Genomic DNA, 18,643 nt, shown 5'->3' with positions numbered 1-18,643 from the left:
ACAGTCCCGGTAAAGGCCGGAAGAGGGCGAAGCCGCGCGCTACCAGGCGCGACCCGGACAGTCTCGTCGTGCCCGCCGCAACCGATATCTCCGCCACCGCCGAGCTTTTCGCCCTGACATGCGACTGGACGTGGGAAACCGACGCGGCTCACCGCTATACCGATATCGGCGAAAACTGCCTCACCCTCATCGGGATCAAACGAACGGGCATAGTCGGTTATTCGCGCCTGACGTCGCTCGACCGCGACGCGGTGTCGGCCGAGGTCGCTGCCAGCCACCGCGAGACGCTCGCTGCGCGGCGGCCCTTCCGTGAGTTTTTGCAGCGGATTCGCGCGCCCGGCGCGCTGTGCCGCTGGGTGTCGCTGTCGGGCGTGCCGAAATTTGACGCCAACGGCGGTTTCGCCGGCTATCGCGGCACCGCGCGCGACGTGACCGCATTGATCGAAACCGTGGCGCCGGGCGGCATCGCCGCTGACGCGGATTCGGCACCCGCGGCCGCGCAGACGAGCGCGGAACGCCTGATGGCGGCTCTCAACGTCATGGAGGACGCTTTCGTCTATTATGACGGCGAGGATCGCATCGTTCTCTACAACGACGCCCTGCTCAACCTGTATCGCGGCATGGAAGATGTCATTCGCCCGGGGCTGTCGATCGGCGAATTCATCGATGTCGGCCTCGAACGCCGGGTCTGGTCGACCGACGGACTTGAAGCGGCCGCGTGGCGCGAGGCCTATTTCCAACAACGCACGAAAGACCCCCTTGCGGCCGTGACGCTGCGGCTTTCGGACGGCCGCTGGCTTATGCATCGTGAACTGCCCACGAATGACGGTGGGCGCATGGGCATCTGCACCGACATCACGCCGTTGAAGCAGCGCGAGGCCGATCTCGCCGAGGCACTCGAGCGGGCGCAACTGGCGAATGCGGCGATCAACAGCATCGAGGACGCGGTTTTCGTCAAGGATGCCGAGTTGCGGTTCGTTTTCGTCAACGAGGCCTTCGCAAGACTGAATGGCACGACCGTTCCGGCGATACTCGGCAAGCGCGCCGTCGACATTGTCGGTACGGCCGACGCGGCGCAGTTTGAGGAGAGCGAGCGTCGGGTGCTCGCCAGTGGACAGATCTACGAGATCGAGGAGGATTTCGAACACGCCGGCGCCGTGCGTTCGCATCTGGTGCGCAAGACCCGCCTGCAAACCGCGACCGGGACCGTCTATGTCGCCGGCCTCGTTTTCGATGTCACCGATATTCGGCGGCGCGAGCGCGAGGCCGATGAGGCGCGCACCCTTCTGGCGCGTGTCATCGAGACCCTGCCGGCCGGCGTCATCATTTACGACAAAGACGACCGGCTGGTGCTATCCAACCAGCGCATCAAGGATTCGCTACCGGCCTTGCTGCCGTTCACCGACCCGGGGCAGTCGCTGCGGCTTGCGATCGAAACCGCGCACGATGCCGGCTATTTCCGCCATTCCGGCGATCCAGAGGTGGATGCCCTTTACGACACGGATCGCGAGACCTGGGTCGAGCAGACACTCAAGCGCTATCATGTCGAGCATTCGGTATCCGAACGCCGAAATCCCGACGGCCGCTGGTTTCGGGTCTACGATACGCGCACCGAAGACGGGCTGTTCGTCGGTGTTCGGGTCGATATCACCGACATGAAGCAACGCGAGGCGTCTCTGCAGGAAACGACGCGCGAGAACGAGCTTTTCCGCACGCTGATCGACAATGTGCCGGTTGCCATCTACGCCAAGCATCCGGATTTGCGCATCGCCTATGTCAATCAGGGCTGGTGCGACCTGACCGGCCTTTCCAAGGACGCCGCCACCGGGCGCACCGATGTGGAGGTGTTCGGGTCCGACGGTGAAGCCTATATGGCGGCCGACCGGGTGGTCCTGAACACCGGCGAGATGCGGGTTGTCGAGGAAACCGGCACCGGTCCCGACGGAGCGCCGAGCTACCGAATCGCCCGTAAGAGCACGATGATCGCCTCCGATGGTTCGCTCTATTTGATCGGTTCGACCACGGATGTCACGGAACTCAAGAAGCGTGAAGAGGAACTGCGCGCGGCCGAGCAGCGCGCAGTGCTTGCCGACCGGGCCAAATCCGAATTCCTGGCCAATATGAGCCATGAGATCCGGACCCCGATGAACGGGGTGCTCGGCATGGCCGAATTGCTGGCGAAAAGCGATCTCGACCAGAAACAGACAACCTTCACCGACATCATCTTGAAGTCGGGCAACGCGCTTTTGACGATCATCAACGATATTCTCGACTTTTCCAAGATCGACGCCGGTCAGCTTGTCCTCGACCCGGTGCCTTTCAATCTCGCCGAGGCGGTCGAGGACGTTGCCACGCTGATGTCGACGCGGGCGAAGGAAAAGGATCTGGAGTTGATCGTGCGGGTCGATCCCGATTTGCCGCGTACGGTGAGTGGCGATGTCGGTCGTCTGCGCCAGGCTGTTACCAACCTGCTTGGCAACGCTGTGAAATTCACCGATTCCGGACACGTTCTGGCCGACGTGTCCGGCAGGATGCGCGAGGGGCGGGTTTCACTGCGCTTCGAAATATCCGATACCGGCATTGGGATACCGCGGGAAAAGCTGCCGACGGTCTTCGAAAAATTCAGCCAGGTCGATACCAGCTCGACGCGTCGGCATGAAGGGACCGGGTTGGGACTGGCGATCACGGCGCGGCTGGTGGCGCTGATGGGCGGCGAGATCGGTGTCGAAAGTGTGGTTGGTAAGGGATCGGCATTCTGGTTCACCGTCGAATTGCCCGTCGCCGACGAAAGCGCGCGCAAGAAACCCGTTGCAGTCGACGTCTCCGGCGCGCGCGTGCTCGTGGTGGATGACAACGAGGTCAACCGTGCCATTCTGCTCGAACAGATGAATTCCTGGCACTTCGACGCCTGCGCGGCCGAGAACGGTGGCGAGGGACTGGCGGTCCTGCAAGCCGCGGCCGAACTGGGTGTCGGGGTCGAATGCGTGGTCCTCGACTATCAGATGCCGGGCATGAGCGGGCTTGAGGTGGCGGCGGCGATCCGCAACACCGCCGACATCGCCGGGACGGCGATCATTCTTCTGACATCCGTCGATCATGCCCTGACGAGCGCGGAATTCGCCGAGTACGGTATCGACGCGCAACTCACCAAACCCGTGCGCTCCTCGGCCTTGCTGGATGTTCTGGTCGAACAGATACAGCATATGCGCGGGCGAAATGGCGCTTTGTCCACGGCACGCGCCACGCCGGCTGACGATCCTGGCCGCACCGTGCCACCCGAGAGCCGCGGCCCCGGGCTATCGCCGCCGTCGTCGCGTCAGTGCGCTGTCGTTCGGTCGTCGGGCGGGGACACGTCCGGCGAAAACAAGGCGCGTACGGCGCGCGCGCAACCGTCTCGACTTGATATTCTCGTGGCTGAGGACAACGAGGTCAACCAGCTCGTGTTCGCGCAGATCCTAGGCGAAACGCCGTTCACCTACGAGATTGTCCGCAACGGCAGGCTGGCGGTCGAGGCACATGCCGAAATGCAGCCGGCAATGATCCTTATGGATGTCTCCATGCCGGAGATGAACGGCCTCGAGGCGACCGAGGCGATCCGCAGTGCCGAGGAGGGAGGAGCTGTCCGCACGCCGATCGTCGGAGTGACCGCGCATGCGCTCAAGGACGATCGCGCGCGCTGCATCGCGGCCGGCATGGACGACTATCTGCCCAAGCCCATCAGCCCGAACGCGCTGCTGGCCAAGGTCTACAAATGGCACGAAACCGCGGCCCTGCGTCGCGACCGGGGTATTTGACGCCCGGTTTGCGTTTGCCTGCGATAAATGAAACCATGGTGCGATCACGCCATAGCGGACCCCCTATGGTTAACCGCTACGATCATCCCCATATTCAGGCCGGATATGGTTTCCGGGCAGGATGAGCGGCGGCGGATCGAACACGGCAATCGCAAGCTCCAACCGATCCGGTTCCCACCAAGTCCGCCGTATGTGCTCCAGACGGTGCACGCAATGCTCACCTGCCCGGCTTTTTATTTCGAAGTCTGAAAACCGGGACGCCTCACAAAATTCTCCCGCAGCCGCGCCGGCTCCCTCCGGTGCGGGCGGGAATGATGCGCGAATCCAAGCCCCTGATATAGGCGGATCATCGGCAACGTCGCCGCCTCGCCGGCGTTGCGGCCGCGCGGCGCCTGCTGACGACGTAATCGGCGCGACACAAAACCGTCATCGAACTGTAACACAGGCCGGCTACTCGGACCCCGTCGCCGCTCGGGTGCGGCGAAGAGAATTCCGAACAGGAGTAGGCCTCATGAAGAAAGTTCTCCTCACGGCGTCGGCAGCGGCCCTCGCCGTTGCCGCCTCCGCCGGTGTGGCGGCCGCGCGCGACCAGATCCAGATCGTTGGCTCGTCGACGGTATTTCCGTTCACCACGGCCGTTGCCGAAAAGCTCGGCCAGAGCGGCGCGTTCAAGACGCCGGTCGTGGAATCGACCGGCACCGGCGGCGGCATGAAGCTGTTTTGCGCCGGCGTCGGCGAAGGCACGCCTGACTTCACCAACGCCTCGCGCGCCATCAAGGACAAGGAACTTGCGAGCTGCAAGGAAGCCGGCGTAACACCGGTGCAGATCAAGGTCGGTTTCGACGGGATAGTGCTCGCCAATTCCAAGGCCGGCACGACGGTGGAACTGACCAAGGAACAGATTTTCAAGGCTCTGGCCAAGAATGTCGAGGTCGACGGCAAGGTCGTTGCCAATCCCTATATGACGTGGGCCGACATCGATTCGGCGCTGCCGGCCGACAAGATCGAAGTGCTGGGCCCGCCACCCACATCCGGCACGCGCGACGCGTTCGTCGAACTGGTGATGGAAGAGGCCTGCCAGGAAGCGGTCGAGGCGGCCAATGAGAAGGCCTGCGCGGAAATCCGCGAGGACGGCGTCTATGTGGAAGCCGGCGAGAACGACAATCTGATCGTGCAGAAGCTGGAAGCCAACCCGAAGGCGTTCGGCGTTTTCGGTTTCTCCTTCCTGGACCAGAACGCCGACAAGCTGCAGGGCGCGACGGTCGAGGGCGTCGAGCCGACCTTCGAAAATATCGCGTCGGGCGACTATGGCGTGTCGCGCTCGTTGTTCATCTACGCCAAGAAGGAACATGTCGGCGTCATTCCTGGCATGGAAGAGTTCATCGCCGAATACACCTCCGAGGCGGCCTGGGGCCCCGAGGGCTATCTCGCCGACAAGGGTCTGATTCCGCTGCCGGAGGCCGACCGTGCCACACAGGCCGACGAAGCCAAGGCGCTTAAGGGCATGGGTTCCTGACATCATTCGGTATGGCGCGGGCGGTCATCGGCCGGCCGCGCCATACGAAACCCGCAAGACCGGTGCGTGAGAGCGCCTGGGACTTCGAGACACTGTTTGGGGTGGGTCGTCGCCGATGGTTAATTATCTCGTCCTGTTGATGGTTGCCCTCGCTGTCGCGGCCTATTTCGTCGGCCGCTCGCGGGCTGTCGCATCCGTCGGTGGCGAGGTGTCGCGACTTCATTCCCTTCCCGGCCAGCACGGGCTGTTTCTGGCCATGATCGCCGCCGGACCGGCGCTGCTGGCTGTGCTGATCTGGCGCATCGCTACGCCGGGCATCGAAGATTCCATCGTGCAGGCACGCTTCGCTGCGGAGCTGGCCGAATTCGGCGTACCCCAGCTCCAGGCTTTCCTGCGCGATGCGCGGGCGATCGCGTTTGGCGGCATCGTTTCGTTTCCCGACGAAACCAAGGAAGCCGCGGCCGTGGTCTTTCGCTCACTCCACCAGACCAGCATCGGGCTCATCACCGCCCTGGCGCTGATCCTGGCGGCCGGCGGCAGCCTTTTCGGCTATTCGCGGATCGCGCCGGCCTATCGCGCCCGCCACGTCGTCGAACGGGTGGTGAAGTGGTTTCTCATTCTGTGCTCGATGATCGCCATCCTGACGACGATCGGGATCGTGCTGTCGTTGATCTTCGAATCGATCCTGTTTTTTTCGGAAATTCCGATCTTCAATTTCCTGTTCGGCCTGCACTGGTCCCCGCAGAGCGCCTTTACCGGCGCCGGCGGCGAGGTGGGCGACGTCAACACCGAAATCTTCGGCGCCGTGCCGCTGCTGGCGGGCACGTTGCTGATCACCTTCATCGCCATGCTGATCGCCGCGCCGGTCGGGCTGATGGCGGCGATCTACCTGTCCGACTACGCCACCCAGCGCGTGCGGGCGGTGGCGAAGCCTGTACTGGAGATCCTGGCCGGCATTCCCACCGTCGTCTACGGCTTCTTCGCCGCGCTGACGGTCGCTCCTTTCTTCCGTGGCGTCGGCGAGAGCATAGGCCTTGACGTCGCCTCCGAATCCGCGCTCGCCGCCGGCGTGGTCATGGGCATCATGATCATCCCGTTCGTGTCGTCGCTGTCGGATGACGTCATCAACGCGGTGCCGCAATCCTTGCGCGACGGCTCGGCCGGGCTGGGTGCGACGCGCTCGGAGACGATCCGGCGCGTGGTGCTGCCGGCGGCACTGCCGGGCATCGTGTCGGCGCTGCTTTTGGCCGTCAGCCGGGCGGTCGGCGAAACCATGATCGTGGTGATGGCGGCGGGGCTGGCGGCAAATCTCACCTTCAATCCGCTCGAGGCGGTGACGACCGTGACGGTTCAGATCGTGACGCTGCTGGTCGGCGACCAGGAATTCGACAGCGCCAAGACGCGCGCGGCGTTCGCGCTCGGCCTGCTCTTGTTCGTCATCACGCTGGCTCTCAATGTGATCGCGCTGCGCGTGGTCCAGAAATATCGTGAGCAATATGACTGATACCACCCTATCGACCGGGCCTGCCTCGCCCGACGGCCTCCATACCGGCGATGCCGCGAAGATGCGCCTGCGCGCGCGCTACGCTGCCGAGGCGCGTTTCAAGTGGTTGGGCGCTGGCGCGGTGGCGCTGGCGGGCTTTTTCCTGCTTTTGCTGCTTTCGACCATCGTCACCAAGGCGCTGCCGGCCTTCCAGCAGCACTACGTCATGCTGGAGGTCGATCTGTCGGCGGACAAGATCGACCCGGCGGACCCGCGCGCGGCAAACTTTCTCGGCCTTGTTCATGACGGGCTGGGCAACGAATTCCCGCAGGTCTCCGGCCGGCAGGAGCGGCGGCTTCTGCGCGGGCTCGTCTCGACGGGGGCGGGCGTGGTGCTGCGCGAGGAGATCGAGGCGGACCCGGCCATGCTCGGGGGGACGCACCGGATCGCCGTGCCGCTCGACGATTTTGCCGATCTTTATCTGAAAGGCCTGCTGGCGAAATCCGGGCCGTCGCAGCGGATCGCAGATGTAAGGGTTTCGGGGGCGGGCGACGAGGTCGCGCTCGGCTTTGCCGACGACGCCATCATGGCAATGGCGCGCGGCGCGGGTGCGGTGGAAGGCGAGGGCGGCGGTCTGCGCCTGACCAGCGGATCGCAATCCTTCCTGCTCAGGATCGCCGGCGGCACGGTCAAGATCACCGAGTTGTCGTCGAGGGAGGCGGGTGGCGCCGTCGGCAAAGGTACGGTGCTGGAGCTGTTGGAGCGCAGTGTGGAGACGCCGGCCGACGCCACGCTCCGCACCATCGAGACGGCGGAGGCCGATCGCAAGATCACGGACCGCGAAATCGTCTGGCTCGACCGGCTTGCCGGCGCGGGAAAGATCGAGAACCGCTGGAATACGCTGTTTTTCTTCACCGGCGCCAGTCGCGAACCGGAACTCGCCGGCATCTGGGGCGCGGTGGTCGGCTCGGCACTGACGATGGTCGTCACCTTGGCGCTGTCCTTTCCGATCGGGGTTGCCGCGGCGATCTATCTTGAGGAATTCGCGACCAGGAACCGGCTTACCAATCTCATCGAGGTCAATATCAACAACCTTGCCGCGGTCCCGTCGATCGTCTTCGGCCTGCTCGGTCTGGCGGTGTTTCTCAACTGGTTCAGCCTGCCGCGATCGGCCCCGCTTGTCGGCGGCATGGTGCTTGCCCTGATGACGCTGCCCACGATCATCATCGCCGCGCGCGCGGCGCTAAGGGCGGTGCCGCCGTCGATCCGCGAGGCGGCGCTAGGGATCGGGGCCTCCAAAGTCCAGACCGTCTTTCATCACGTCTTGCCGCTGGCCATGCCCGGCATCATGACCGGGACGATCATCGGCATGGCCCAGGCGCTGGGCGAAACGGCGCCGCTCCTGATGATCGGCATGGTCGCCTTCATCGTCGACATACCCGGCGGGTTCACCGACGCGGCGACCGTACTGCCGGTGCAGATTTTCATGTGGGCCGATTTTCCGGAACCCGCCTTTCAGCAAAAGACGTCCGCCGCGATTTTGATCCTGCTCGGATTTCTTGTGATCATGAACGCCATCGCCGTCGTGCTGCGCAAGCGCTTCGAGCGGCGGTGGTAACGGAGTGAGGACGATGAACATGCTGACCGAAGCCGGTGTTGAACAGCAAATCGCCGACCAGGCGGACATCGCGGCCATCAAGATGCGCGGCAAGGGCGTGACCGTTCACTACGGCGACAAGCAGGCGTTGTTCGGGGTCGATCTCGACGTTCCCGAAAAGCAGGTGACGGCGCTGATCGGCCCGTCCGGCTGCGGCAAGTCCACCTTTCTGCGCTGTCTCAACCGCATGAACGACACGATCGCGATCTGCCGCGTCGGCGGCGATATTACGCTCGACGGCGAGGACATCTACGACCCCAGAATCGACGTCGTCGAACTGCGCGCCCGCGTCGGCATGGTGTTTCAGAAACCGAACCCGTTTCCCAAGTCGATCTACGAAAACGTCGCCTACGGCCCGCGCATTCACGGCCTGACCAGGAACAAGGCGGAGCTCGACCAGGTGGTGGAATCGAGCCTGCGCAAGGCTGCGCTCTGGGACGAGGTCAAGGACAGGCTGCAAGAACCGGGCACCGGGCTTTCCGGCGGCCAGCAGCAGCGCCTGTGCATCGCCCGCGCCATCGCCGTGTCGCCCGAGGTTATCCTGATGGACGAACCGTGTTCGGCGCTCGATCCGATCGCCACGGCCAAGGTCGAGGAGCTGATCGACGAACTCAGGCAGAACTACACGATCGTGATCGTGACCCATTCCATGCAGCAGGCCGCCCGCGTCTCGCAGCGCACGGCGATGTTCCATCTCGGCTATCTGGTCGAGGAAGGGGCCACCGACAAGATGTTCACCAACCCCGACGACAAGCGCACCCAGGACTACATCACCGGCCGGTTCGGCTGACCCGGCGCTTGCGCGTTTTTTTGAATGCAAGGATGAACCGATGGGCGAACATATTGTCACTTCTTTCGGCGAGGAGTTGGAGGGCGTCGACCGTCTGATCCGCGAGATGGGCGACCTGGCCGGGACGATGGTCGCCGACGCCACGCGGGCGCTGTTGTCGTCGGACAATCCGCTGGCGCAGCGGGTCGTGTCCGACGATACGATCATGGACGCCAAACAGCGCGAGCTCGATGAGCGGGCGATCACGCTGATCGCCCGGCGCCAGCCGATGGCGCAGGATCTGCGCGCAGTGATCGGCGCGATCCGCATGGCGGGCGACCTGGAACGGATCGGCGATCTTGCCAAGAACATTGCCAAGCGTGTCGGGGCTGTCGGCCAGACGACCACGCCGAAAAGCCTGTCGCAGTCGATCGAATCGATGGCGGAGATGGTGCATGCCCAGACTTCGGGCATCGTCGACCGCTATGTCGCGCGCGACGCCGCGGCGCTCAAGGATCTCAGGGCCGGGGACGAGAAGATCGACATCAAATACACCGCCATCTTCCGCGAATTGCTGACCTATATGATGGAAGACCCGCGCAACATCACCGCCTGCACGCATCTTTTGTTCTGTGCCAAGAACCTCGAGCGCATCGGCGATCATGCGACCAATATCGCCGAGAACGCCTATTATGTGATGACCGGCGAACAACTCCCCATCAACCGGCCGAAGCTCGACGAAACAGCCGTTTCGGGCGCGGCTTCCGAATCCTGACGGGGTGCTGACTTGGCGATGAACGCTGCGAAGATCATGGTCGTAGAGGACGAGGAGCCGCTATGCGTGCTGCTCAAATACAATCTTGAGGCGGAGGGCTATCAGGTCGAGGTGATCACCCGCGGCGACGAGGCGGAACTGCGCCTGCAGGAAAGCGTGCCCGATCTTCTGGTGCTCGACTGGATGGTCCCGGCGGTATCGGGCATCGAACTGTGCCGGCGGCTGCGCATGCGGCCCGAGACCGAGCGCCTGCCGGTGATCATGCTGACGGCGCGGGGCGAGGAAAGCGACCGCGTGCGCGGCCTGTCGACCGGCGCCGACGACTATCTCGTCAAGCCGTTCTCGACGCCGGAGTTCATCGCGCGCGTGCGCGCGTTGCTGCGACGCGCCAAGCCCGAAGTGCTGTCGAGCGTCTTGAAGGTCGGCGACATCATGCTCGACCGTGAGGCGCACCGCGTCTATCGCGGCAAGAGCGAGATCCGTCTCGGCCCGACGGAGTTCCGGCTGCTGGAATTCTTGATGCAGCATCCCGGCCGCGTGTTCTCGCGCAGCCAGTTGCTCGACAATGTGTGGGGCGAGACGATCTATATCGACGAACGCACCGTCGACGTGCATGTCGGTCGGTTGCGCAAGGCGGTCAATGTCGGCCGGCTGCCCGATGTCATCCGCACCATTCGCGGGGCGGGTTACGCGATCAAGGACGGTTAGAACCGATGGATCGCGGCGTTATTGTGCGCCGCTGGCTTTCCAGCTGTCGGGGTCCGGTGTCTCGGGCGGATACCAGTAGCGCGCCGCGTCGGTTTCGCGCGCAATCAGCACAAAATTGTTGGCGAACACCCGGTAGGGCGCGCTCCATTCGCCGTCCGGCCACTTGATGCGCACCTGGGCGCGTTCGGCGGTGCCCAGCCCGACATGGACGAAACCGGCATGGCCGGAGGCGTGGCCGCCGCCGACTTGTACCGTGCGGTTATAGGTATTGTTGCCGGCCTTGACCGAAATGAGCGCGCCAACAGCGTGGCGGTTGGGTGCCGGCTGGCTGAGCTCCACGGCCAGGAAATTGCCCATCGGCCTTGTGCCGAACGCCGTCCTGGCGCCGCGATTGCGAAACAGCGACAGGTTCTGCTCGCGGTTGACGACGGCCAAGTCCAGCATGCCGTCCGCGTTAAAGTCGGTCACGATCGCGCCGCGCCCCTTGGTCGGCCGGTCGATGCCGGCAAGGTGACCGGCCTCCACGAAGGTGCCGTCCCATTGACCGAGCAGCAGATTGTCGGGATCGACCGCGGCGAAATCGGGCATGCGCTCGACATTGCCCTTGGCGATAAAGAGATCGAGCAGGCCGTCATTGTTGAGGTCGGCGAACTCGGAATGCCAGCCGGTCGACGGTTTCAGGTCGTCGCTGGCGTAGGGGCGGTGCGCGGTCGCGCCCTTTTCGAAGGCGATGTCGACATAGGCGGGCTCGTCCTCGGCGGCCTCTTCGGAGAGTTTTTGCAGCTTGGTGTCGCCCATCGAGGTCAGCGCGTATTCGGGAAAGCCGTCGCCGTCGAGGTCGCCCTCGGCGATGCCCATGCCCCAGATCGTCAGGTGCTGCCAGCCTTCGGACTTGCGATAGGCACGCGGCGGCCGGCCGGGCTCGACGCGCCAGAGCTGTTCCTGGCCGCCGCGATAATAATGCCGGTCATTGGTGATGCGCAGCGCCGGCGTTCCCGAGCGGTTCCAGTCGGTGAACAGCATCGACAGCGCGCAATAGCCCGGCCTGAGCGCGCTGGCGGCGGCATAGTCTGGCCGGGGGCCGGCGCCGGGCCGGTAGAGCCGGTTGTCGTGGCAGGTGCCCCAGGGCGAGCCGGGCGCGTTGCGGTCGACATAATTGCCGAAGGCGAGCGTGGGAAAGCGCCGGCCGGCCTCCCAGCTTGCCGCGAAGGCCGTCGTCCAGGCGCGCCCCCCATCGAAGGCGAAGGCGCGATTGGCCTTTTCGAAAGCGCAGTCCGGTCCGCCCTTCAGGATCAGGTTCTCGCCGAGCCGCAGTAAGACGAGATCTTGGTGGCCGTCGTCGTCGACATCGAGCGGATAGGCGCCGAGCACCTTGTCGAGATCGTCCGGGTCGAGGCCGAGCGGGACCTCGTCGAAACGTAGCGCGCCGCCGGCCGTGCTGCGGTTGCGGTAGAGCCGGGCCGGCTCGCGCCCGCCGGCCACGAACAAATCGGGCAGGCGATCGCCGTCGCAGTCGAGGGCAGCCGCGCCGCCGCCGACGAAGAATTCCCACGGGCCGCGATAGGCGTGGACGAGCCCCGCCGCGCGCGCCTGCTCCTCCATCACCGGCACGTCGCCCGACGGATCGGGCAGCGCTTCATCGGCGGCGAGCGGCGTCGACAAAAGCGTCGCGGCGGCCGCGATCCAGCACGCAAGACGCGGGAGGGCGCGCGAGCAGGCGGTCATGGCGTTACCCGCTCCGGCTCGATCACCAGGGTCTTCAGAAAGGCGATCAGGGCGCTGCGCTCGGTTTCGGCTAGCGCGAGGTAATTGTCGCGCGCCCGGCGTGCGTCGCCGCCATGGGCGCGGATCACGCTGTCGAGCGAAGGCAGGTCGTTGCGATGGCCGTAAGGATCGGTCGAGCCGACGCCCCACAGCTCGGCCGTCATGAAGACGTTGCGTTCCACGAAACGCTGGGCGAGCAGCTCGTTGCCGAGCACGGCGACCTGGCGGTCGGCGATCCGGTGGCGCTTCAGGTCCCCGAACAGCGGGACCATGACCTCGCCCTTGGCGTTGCGCGGCAGGCGTTTGGTCCATTCGAGCAGGGCAAGGTCGTAGATCGCGCCTTTCTCGACATCGCCCGCGCGCAGCGTGCCGGCCATGTCGTGGGGGCCGGGATCGGCGAATTCGAGCGAGGCCAGCGGCAGGAACGGCTTGTGGCAGGTCTCGCAGCCGATGGCGGCGAAAGTCGTCTCTCCGCGGGCGGCGGCCGCGCGCCATGCGGCCTCGTCGGGCACGGCGCGCACCGGTGCCGGCAGGCCGGCCTGCCAGGCGACGAGCGCCGACACGTCGCCGGCGCTGATCTCGTCGTCATGGCCGTCGCCGTCATGGTCGCGCTCGCCGGTCCAGCGTGCGCCGAAACGCTCTTGCGGCTGCATGCCGTGATGGTGGTTGAGCGCGTTGACGGTGAATTGGCGCAGCGACGTCATGACGCCCTTCTGGCTGAACGGCCTGACCGTCAGATCCGCGTCGACGCCGGTGATGCCCGCCATGTCGAGCACGCCGTCTGGATGGGCGGTGATCGTGCCGTAATCGATGCCCTTGGCGGCAAGCGCGCGGGTCGCCGGCGCGCCGGTTGCCCGCGCCTCGGCCAGCGCGGCCTTGCGGATCGTCTTCAGCTCGGCGGTGATCTCGCGCCCCAGAAGCTCGATCAGCCCGGCGCCGAACAAATGGTTGGTGCCGCGTTCGTTGGAGAATTGCGGATCGGTGGAATCGAAGTCGAAACTCTCGAAACCTTCCGAGACGAATACATTGGCGACGAAATCGCCGGCGCCGCCGGCAAGCGGCTGGTTGTGGCAGGACGAGCAGGCGTTGGAATCCATGCCCGACGTCCGGCTGAACGCGGTTTCGGGCGGCCGCTTGCGTTTGGTGGGGATGATGGCCTGGGTGGCGAGTGGCCGGCCGACGCCGTCAAGCGCGGTGAAACGGCCGGTGAACAGGTGCTCGCCCGCCGCGCGCAATTCGGCGAGCGCGTCGCGGTCGAGTCGCCCGCCGAGCCGCGACTGATCGACGTGACGGGTGACGACGCGTTCGGCCCAGGGCTCCGCGCCGGCCGCCGGGCGTACGGCAAGAAAGCCGGCGACCACGGCAGCGGCGAGGATATTGATAGCGTGGCGTTTCATGCGACCGCCCGACCCGAACCGGCCACGGGCGAGACAGCGCCGCGTGCGAAGATTTCCCGATCGACGAAGGTCAGTGCGCGCATGGCGCAGCCGGCGCGGATCAGCGGCATCTCGTCAGGGTCGGTGTGGAAGCTTGGGATGGGATGGTGCTGGCCGCCGGCGGTTTTTGCCAGCGCCTCCAGCAACGGTCCCTCGATCAGGTCGAAGGCGAGGGCGCCCTGGCCGACGATCGCCACCGGCGCCGGGTCGAGGATGGCAAACAGGCTGCCGAGGCCGAAGCCGATCGCCCGGCCGGCCGCATGGAAGGCCCGGCGTTCCGGCCCGTCGGCGGCGCGCGCCGCGGCCGCCAGCGCGGCCATGTCGGCGTCGGCGATATCGGCGGCGGGCGGCGTGTCATCGCCCAGATTGCGCGCCGCGCGCCAGATCGCATAATTGCCCGCATAGGCCTCAATGCAGCCGCGCCGTCCGCAGCGGCACAGCGCTCCATCGGGAACGTGGTTCATGTGGCCGAACTCGCCGCCGGAGGATTTGGTGCCGGTGAATAGTTCGCCGCGCACCATCATCCCCATGCCGAGGCCGTGCGACAGCAGGACGGCGATGAAGTTTTCGCCGTAATGCCCGGGGTCCTTCGCCTTGAGCGCAACGGCGATCATGTTGCAGTCGTTTTCCACGGTAACGGGAATGCCGAAGGCGCCTTCGAGCGCGTCACCGAGCGGAATGTCGATCTCGCGCGTGATCGGCGACCATAACAGCGTGCGCGCGCCGGCATCGGTGATACCTTGGAAGGCGACCGCGATCCGCGGCACGCGCATGTCGCGATAGGTGGCCTCGTCGACCAAGGTGCCGACCATGGCACGGACGCTGGCTGCGATCTCGTCACCCGACATGGCCAGCGTGTCGAGGCGGGACTGTTCGCTGACAATGACATCGCCCGCGTAATCGATCAGGGCGGCCGACAGCGCGTTGAGCGACAACACGACGGCAATCACCGCCGCCGCATCGGGGTTGAGGCCGAGCGCGACTTGGGGCCGGCCGCGTCGCGTCGCCGTCGCGTCGCCGTCGCGGAGTTCGCGCAGGATGCCGTCCGACAGGAGGTCGGAGGTGATGGCGGAGACGGTGGAAGGGCTCAGGCCGGTGCGGGCCGTGATCTCGGTGCGCGAGAGTTTCTCGCTGCGCCGGAGCACCGAAAGCACCAGGCGCCGGTTCTGCCGGCGTACATCGTCCGAACGTGCGATCGCCGTCATGCGGCGTCTTCCTCCCTAGAGCGTCCCGGCAGCTTTGCAGGAATTGTATGTTGCATTGCAACACGTTAGGGCGCCCGAAAATCATCTTGACACAGCTTTCCGGGTGAGTCACTATTTTTTTCGAGCCTCGAATTAATAGAGGCGGCGGCCGGTCCGCTCGCACCGCTCCGGCCATTGAGTGCACGATGTACCGGGAGGAAAACATGAACAGACTGGCTCTGGCGCTGAGCTGCGCCGTATTCGCCCTGCCGATTTCCGGCGCCGCCTTCGCCAAGGACAAGACCATCGGCGTGTCCTGGTCGAATTTTCAGGAAGAACGCTGGAAAACCGACGAAGCGGCCATGAAGGCGGCGATCGAGGCGGCCGGCGACACCTATATCTCGGCCGATGCGCAATCGTCCGCCGCCAAACAGCTGACCGACGTCGAAGCGCTAATCGCGCAAGGCGCCAATGCACTGATCATCCTGGCGCAGGACGCCTCCGCCATCGGCCCGGCGGTCGAAAAGGCGGTCGCGGAAGGCATCCCGGTTGTGGGCTACGACCGCCTGATCGAAAATCCGGAAGCCTTCTATCTGACCTTCGACAATAAGGAAGTCGGTCGCATGCAGGCCCGAGAGGTCTTCAAGGTGAAGCCCGAAGGCAACTACGCCTTCATCAAGGGCTCTTCGTCGGACCCGAACGCGGATTTCCTGTTCTCCGGCCAGATGGAAGTGCTGAAGGAGGCGATCGACGCCGGCAAGATCAAGAATGTCGGCGAAGCCTATACCGACGGCTGGCTGCCGGCCAACGCGCAGAAGAACATGGAGCAGATCCTGACCGCCAACGACAACGCGGTCGACGCGGTGGTGGCTTCCAACGACGGGACGGCCGGTGGCGTCGTCGCGGCGCTCGACGCGCAGGGTTTGGCCGGCTCGGTGCCGGTGTCCGGTCAGGACGGCGACCATGCCGCCCTGAACCGCGTGGCCCTGGGCACGCAAACCGTCTCGGTGTGGAAAGACGCGCGCGAGCTCGGCAAGGCCGCAGCCGAAATCGCCTCGATGATGGCCGAAGGCACCGCGATGGCGGACATCCCCGACGCGCAAAAATGGTCCGGCGGACCGAACGGCGTCGAGATGAACGCCGTCTTCCTGGCGCCGATTCCGATCACCACGGACACGCTCAATCTCGTCATCGACGCGGGTTGGGTGGAAAAAGATGTGGTCTGTCAAGGCGTTCCCGCCGGTCAGGCCGAGGTTTGCGGCTGACACGGCTGCTTACCCGCGCGCCGCGGTATGACGCACATCGCGGCGCGTGCTCCAAGGCACGACCGGACCGGACGGAATGGTTCAATCCGACCCGGCTTTGCTTTAGTCTCCAGAACATAGCACCGCGCAGACGGTGACGGCCCCGAGGACAAAGGGGGGAGGAAACGATGTCGGAAGCGACTTCGGCGGTACCGGCCGATCGGGCACGCACGACCGCGGCCGGTCCGGTGGCGAGCTTTTTGAAGGCGACCGAACTCGATACGCGCATGCTCGGCATGATCGGCGCGCTGGTGCTGATCTGGGCCGGCTTTCATCTCCTGTCGGGCGGCCTGTTCCTGACGCCGCGCAATCTTTGGAACCTGTCGGTCCAATCGTCGTCGATCGCGGTGATGGCGACCGGGATGGTGCTGGTGATCGTCACCCGCAATATCGACCTGTCGGTCGGTTCGATCCTTGGATTCGTCGGCATGGTGATGGGCGTCGTACAGGCGGAGCTGCTGCCGCAAAGCCTCGATTTCGGCAATCCCTGGATCTGGGTGATCGCGCTCGTCGTCGGTATCGGCGTCGGCGCGATGATCGGCGGCCTGCAGGGCTACGTCATCGCCTATCTGGGGGTTCCGGCCTTCATCGTCACGCTCGGCGGTCTGCTTGTCTGGCGCGGCGCGGCCTGGTGGGTCACGAGCGGACGCACCGTCGCGCCGATGGACGCCACGTTCCGGCTGATGGGCGGCGGTCCGGCCGGTTCGATCGGGGCGACCTGGAGCTGGATCATCGGCATAGTTGGCTGTGTCGCCGTGATGCTTGTGCTGGTCAACGGCCGTATCCAGCGCAAACGTTTCGCGTTTCCGCTGCGTCCGGTCTGGGCCGAGATTTTCCTCGGTGTCGTCGCCTCGGCGCTGATCCTCGGCGCGGTCTGGATCGTCAATTCCTACCCGTGGCCGATCGGTATCGTGCGCCGCCATTTCGAGGGGCTGGGTCTGCCGGTTCCCGAGGACGTCTTCATCGCCCACGGTATCGCCATACCGGTGCTGATCGCGCTCGGCGCCGGACTGGCTATGACCTTCATCGCGACGCGAACCCGCTTCGGCCGCTATGTCTTCGCCATTGGCGGCAATCCCGAGGCGGCGGAACTGGCGGGCATCAATACGCGCTGGGTTGTGATGAAGATCTTCATCCTGATGGGCGCTCTGGCCGCGGTCGGCTCGGCTATCTCGACCGCACGCCTCAACGCCGCGACCAACGCCCAGGGCACGCTCGACGAACTCCTGGTGATCGCGGCGGCGGTGATCGGCGGCACGTCGCTCGCCGGTGGGGCCGGCACGGTGGCCGGCGCCATGCTCGGCGCGGTTTTGATGCAGTCGCTCCAGTCCGGCATGGTGCTGCTCGGCGTCGACACCCCACTGCAGAACATCGTGGTCGGGCTCGTGCTGGTCGTCGCGGTGTGGGTCGACACGATCTATCGCCGCCGGGTTCAGTAGGGAGGAGACGATGAGCGTTACGCAAACGCCGCTGGTCGAGATGAACAATGTCTCGATTGCCTTCGGTGGCATCCGCGCCGTCGACGACGCGTCGGTCGATCTCTATCCGGGCGAGGTGATGGCGCTGCTCGGGCACAACGGCGCGGGTAAGTCGACGCTGATCAAGATCCTGTCCGGTGCCTACAAGCGCGACGCGGGCGAGATCCGCGTCGACGGCAAGCCGGTCGCGATCAACAATCCGCGCGATGCCAAGCATTACGGCATCGAAACGATCTACCAGACGCTGGCGCTGGCCGACAATGTCGACGCCGCCGCCAACCTGTTTCTGGGTCGCGAGCGCCTGACGCCTTGGGGCACGCTCGACGATGTCGCCATGGAGGCGGAAGCGCGCGAGGTGATGGGACGGCTCAATCCGCGTTTCGAACGGTTCAAGGACCCGGTCAAGGCGCTCTCGGGCGGTCAGCGCCAGTCGGTCGCCATCGCGCGGGCGATCCTGTTCAACGCGCGCATCCTGATCATGGACGAGCCGACCGCAGCACTCGGCCCGCAGGAAACTGCCCAGGTGGCCGAACTGGTCAAACAGCTCAAATCCGAGGGGATCGGCATTTTCCTGATCAGCCACGACATCCATGACGTGTTCGATCTCGCCGACCGCGTCTGCGTGATGAAGAACGGACAAGTCGTGGGGACCGCCGGCACCGGCGATGTCACCGAGGACGAGGTGCTGGGCATGATCATCCTGGGAAAATGCCCGGCCGGCGCCACGCCGGGACCCGGTGCGCTGAGCGCTGTGGCCTGAACCGTTCGGGCTATG

General features: G+C 65.2%; 13 protein-coding genes. 10 read left to right on the top strand and 3 right to left on the bottom strand.

From position 1 onward, the window contains the following. Positions 1-68 precede the first annotated feature (68 nt). From GN330_RS02850 to phoB, 7 genes are all read left to right on the top strand, one after another. The gene (locus tag GN330_RS02850) at positions 69-3,794 is read left to right on the top strand and encodes a PAS domain-containing hybrid sensor histidine kinase/response regulator (protein WP_343040204.1); all 3,726 of its coding nucleotides are present in this window, start codon (positions 69-71) and stop codon (positions 3,792-3,794) included. A 511-nt stretch (positions 3,795-4,305) separates the two neighbouring features. Beyond that, positions 4,306-5,310 (top strand): substrate-binding domain-containing protein, encoded by a 1,005-nt coding sequence (locus tag GN330_RS02845; RefSeq protein WP_156711155.1) that lies wholly within the window; start codon positions 4,306-4,308, stop codon positions 5,308-5,310. Positions 5,311-5,425: 115 nt separating this feature from the next. Beyond that, positions 5,426-6,814, top strand: coding sequence for a phosphate ABC transporter permease subunit PstC (gene pstC, locus GN330_RS02840; protein ID WP_156711154.1), 1,389 nt, complete (start codon positions 5,426-5,428; stop codon positions 6,812-6,814). Further along, entirely contained in the window at positions 6,807-8,411 is a 1,605-nt protein-coding gene (gene pstA, locus GN330_RS02835) for a phosphate ABC transporter permease PstA (protein WP_246188474.1), read from the top strand. Before pstC ends, pstA begins: the two co-directional genes overlap by 8 nt. 13 nt (positions 8,412-8,424) lie before the next feature. Further along, entirely contained in the window at positions 8,425-9,240 is an 816-nt protein-coding gene (gene pstB / locus GN330_RS02830) for a phosphate ABC transporter ATP-binding protein PstB (protein WP_156711153.1), read from the top strand. Positions 9,241-9,280: 40 nt separating this feature from the next. Continuing rightward, a complete protein-coding gene (gene phoU / locus GN330_RS02825; RefSeq protein WP_156711152.1) occupies positions 9,281-9,994 on the top strand; it encodes a phosphate signaling complex protein PhoU in 714 nt (237 codons plus the stop codon). Between the two features lie 18 nt (positions 9,995-10,012). Further along, positions 10,013-10,702 (top strand): phosphate regulon transcriptional regulator PhoB, encoded by a 690-nt coding sequence (phoB, locus tag GN330_RS02820; RefSeq protein ID WP_156711151.1) that lies wholly within the window; start codon positions 10,013-10,015, stop codon positions 10,700-10,702. Positions 10,703-10,720: 18 nt separating this feature from the next. On the opposite strand, the gene GN330_RS02815 is transcribed toward phoB, so the two are convergent. Genes GN330_RS02815 through GN330_RS02805 form a run of 3 tightly spaced genes read right to left on the bottom strand, consistent with a single transcriptional unit; the run spans position 10,721 to position 15,107 of the window. Then, positions 10,721-12,427: an FG-GAP repeat domain-containing protein gene (locus GN330_RS02815; RefSeq protein WP_156711150.1), complete on the bottom strand. Its 1,707-nt coding sequence runs from the start codon at positions 12,425-12,427 to the stop codon at positions 10,721-10,723. Continuing rightward, positions 12,424-13,863 carry a cytochrome c family protein gene (locus GN330_RS02810; protein WP_156711149.1) on the bottom strand — a complete coding sequence of 480 codons (1,440 nt, stop codon included), beginning with the start codon at positions 13,861-13,863 and terminating at the stop codon, positions 12,424-12,426. The genes GN330_RS02815 and GN330_RS02810 overlap by 4 nt, the downstream gene beginning before the upstream one ends. Beyond that, positions 13,860-15,107: an ROK family transcriptional regulator gene (locus GN330_RS02805; RefSeq protein WP_156711148.1), complete on the bottom strand. Its 1,248-nt coding sequence runs from the start codon at positions 15,105-15,107 to the stop codon at positions 13,860-13,862. The genes GN330_RS02810 and GN330_RS02805 overlap by 4 nt, the downstream gene beginning before the upstream one ends. A 203-nt stretch (positions 15,108-15,310) precedes the next feature. Between GN330_RS02805 and xylF the strand changes: the two genes are divergently transcribed. The 3 genes from xylF (at position 15,311) to GN330_RS02790 (ending at position 18,628) form a co-directional block, all read left to right on the top strand. Further along, positions 15,311-16,351, top strand: a complete 1,041-nt coding sequence (gene xylF, locus GN330_RS02800; protein ID WP_156711147.1) for a D-xylose ABC transporter substrate-binding protein — start codon at positions 15,311-15,313, stop codon at positions 16,349-16,351. 167 nt (positions 16,352-16,518) lie between these two features. Next, the gene (locus GN330_RS02795; protein WP_156711146.1) at positions 16,519-17,829 is read left to right on the top strand and encodes a sugar ABC transporter permease; all 1,311 of its coding nucleotides are present in this window, start codon (positions 16,519-16,521) and stop codon (positions 17,827-17,829) included. Positions 17,830-17,839: 10 nt separating this feature from the next. Beyond that, entirely contained in the window at positions 17,840-18,628 is a 789-nt protein-coding gene (locus GN330_RS02790; protein ID WP_156711145.1) for an ATP-binding cassette domain-containing protein, read from the top strand. Positions 18,629-18,643: the final 15 nt, after the last annotated feature.

It is taken from the genome of Nitratireductor arenosus (genome assembly GCF_009742725.1).
GTDB classification, from domain to species: Bacteria; Pseudomonadota; Alphaproteobacteria; order Rhizobiales; family Rhizobiaceae; genus Mangrovimarina; species Mangrovimarina arenosa.
The sequence above is the reverse complement of the archived record's forward strand: the minus strand, read 5'-3'. Positions and strand labels throughout refer to the sequence as shown.

Bases quoted from the DNA above. Each gene is read 5' to 3' on its own strand.
- GN330_RS02845 (WP_156711155.1), top strand. From the start codon at position 4,306: ATGAAGAAAGTTCTCCTCACGGCGTCGGCAGCGGCCCTCGCCGTTGCC.
- pstC (WP_156711154.1), top strand. From the start codon at position 5,426: ATGGTTAATTATCTCGTCCTGTTGATGGTTGCCCTCGCTGTCGCGGCC.
- pstA (WP_246188474.1), top strand. From the start codon at position 6,807: ATGACTGATACCACCCTATCGACCGGGCCTGCCTCGCCCGACGGCCTC.
- pstB (WP_156711153.1), top strand. From the start codon at position 8,425: ATGAACATGCTGACCGAAGCCGGTGTTGAACAGCAAATCGCCGACCAG.
- phoU (WP_156711152.1), top strand. From the start codon at position 9,281: ATGGGCGAACATATTGTCACTTCTTTCGGCGAGGAGTTGGAGGGCGTC.
- phoB (WP_156711151.1), top strand. From the start codon at position 10,013: ATGAACGCTGCGAAGATCATGGTCGTAGAGGACGAGGAGCCGCTATGC.
- GN330_RS02815 (WP_156711150.1), bottom strand. From the start codon at position 12,427: ATGACCGCCTGCTCGCGCGCCCTCCCGCGTCTTGCGTGCTGGATCGCG.
- GN330_RS02810 (WP_156711149.1), bottom strand. From the start codon at position 13,863: ATGAAACGCCACGCTATCAATATCCTCGCCGCTGCCGTGGTCGCCGGC.
- GN330_RS02805 (WP_156711148.1), bottom strand. From the start codon at position 15,107: ATGACGGCGATCGCACGTTCGGACGATGTACGCCGGCAGAACCGGCGC.
- xylF (WP_156711147.1), top strand. From the start codon at position 15,311: ATGAACAGACTGGCTCTGGCGCTGAGCTGCGCCGTATTCGCCCTGCCG.
- GN330_RS02795 (WP_156711146.1), top strand. From the start codon at position 16,519: ATGTCGGAAGCGACTTCGGCGGTACCGGCCGATCGGGCACGCACGACC.
- GN330_RS02790 (WP_156711145.1), top strand. From the start codon at position 17,840: ATGAGCGTTACGCAAACGCCGCTGGTCGAGATGAACAATGTCTCGATT.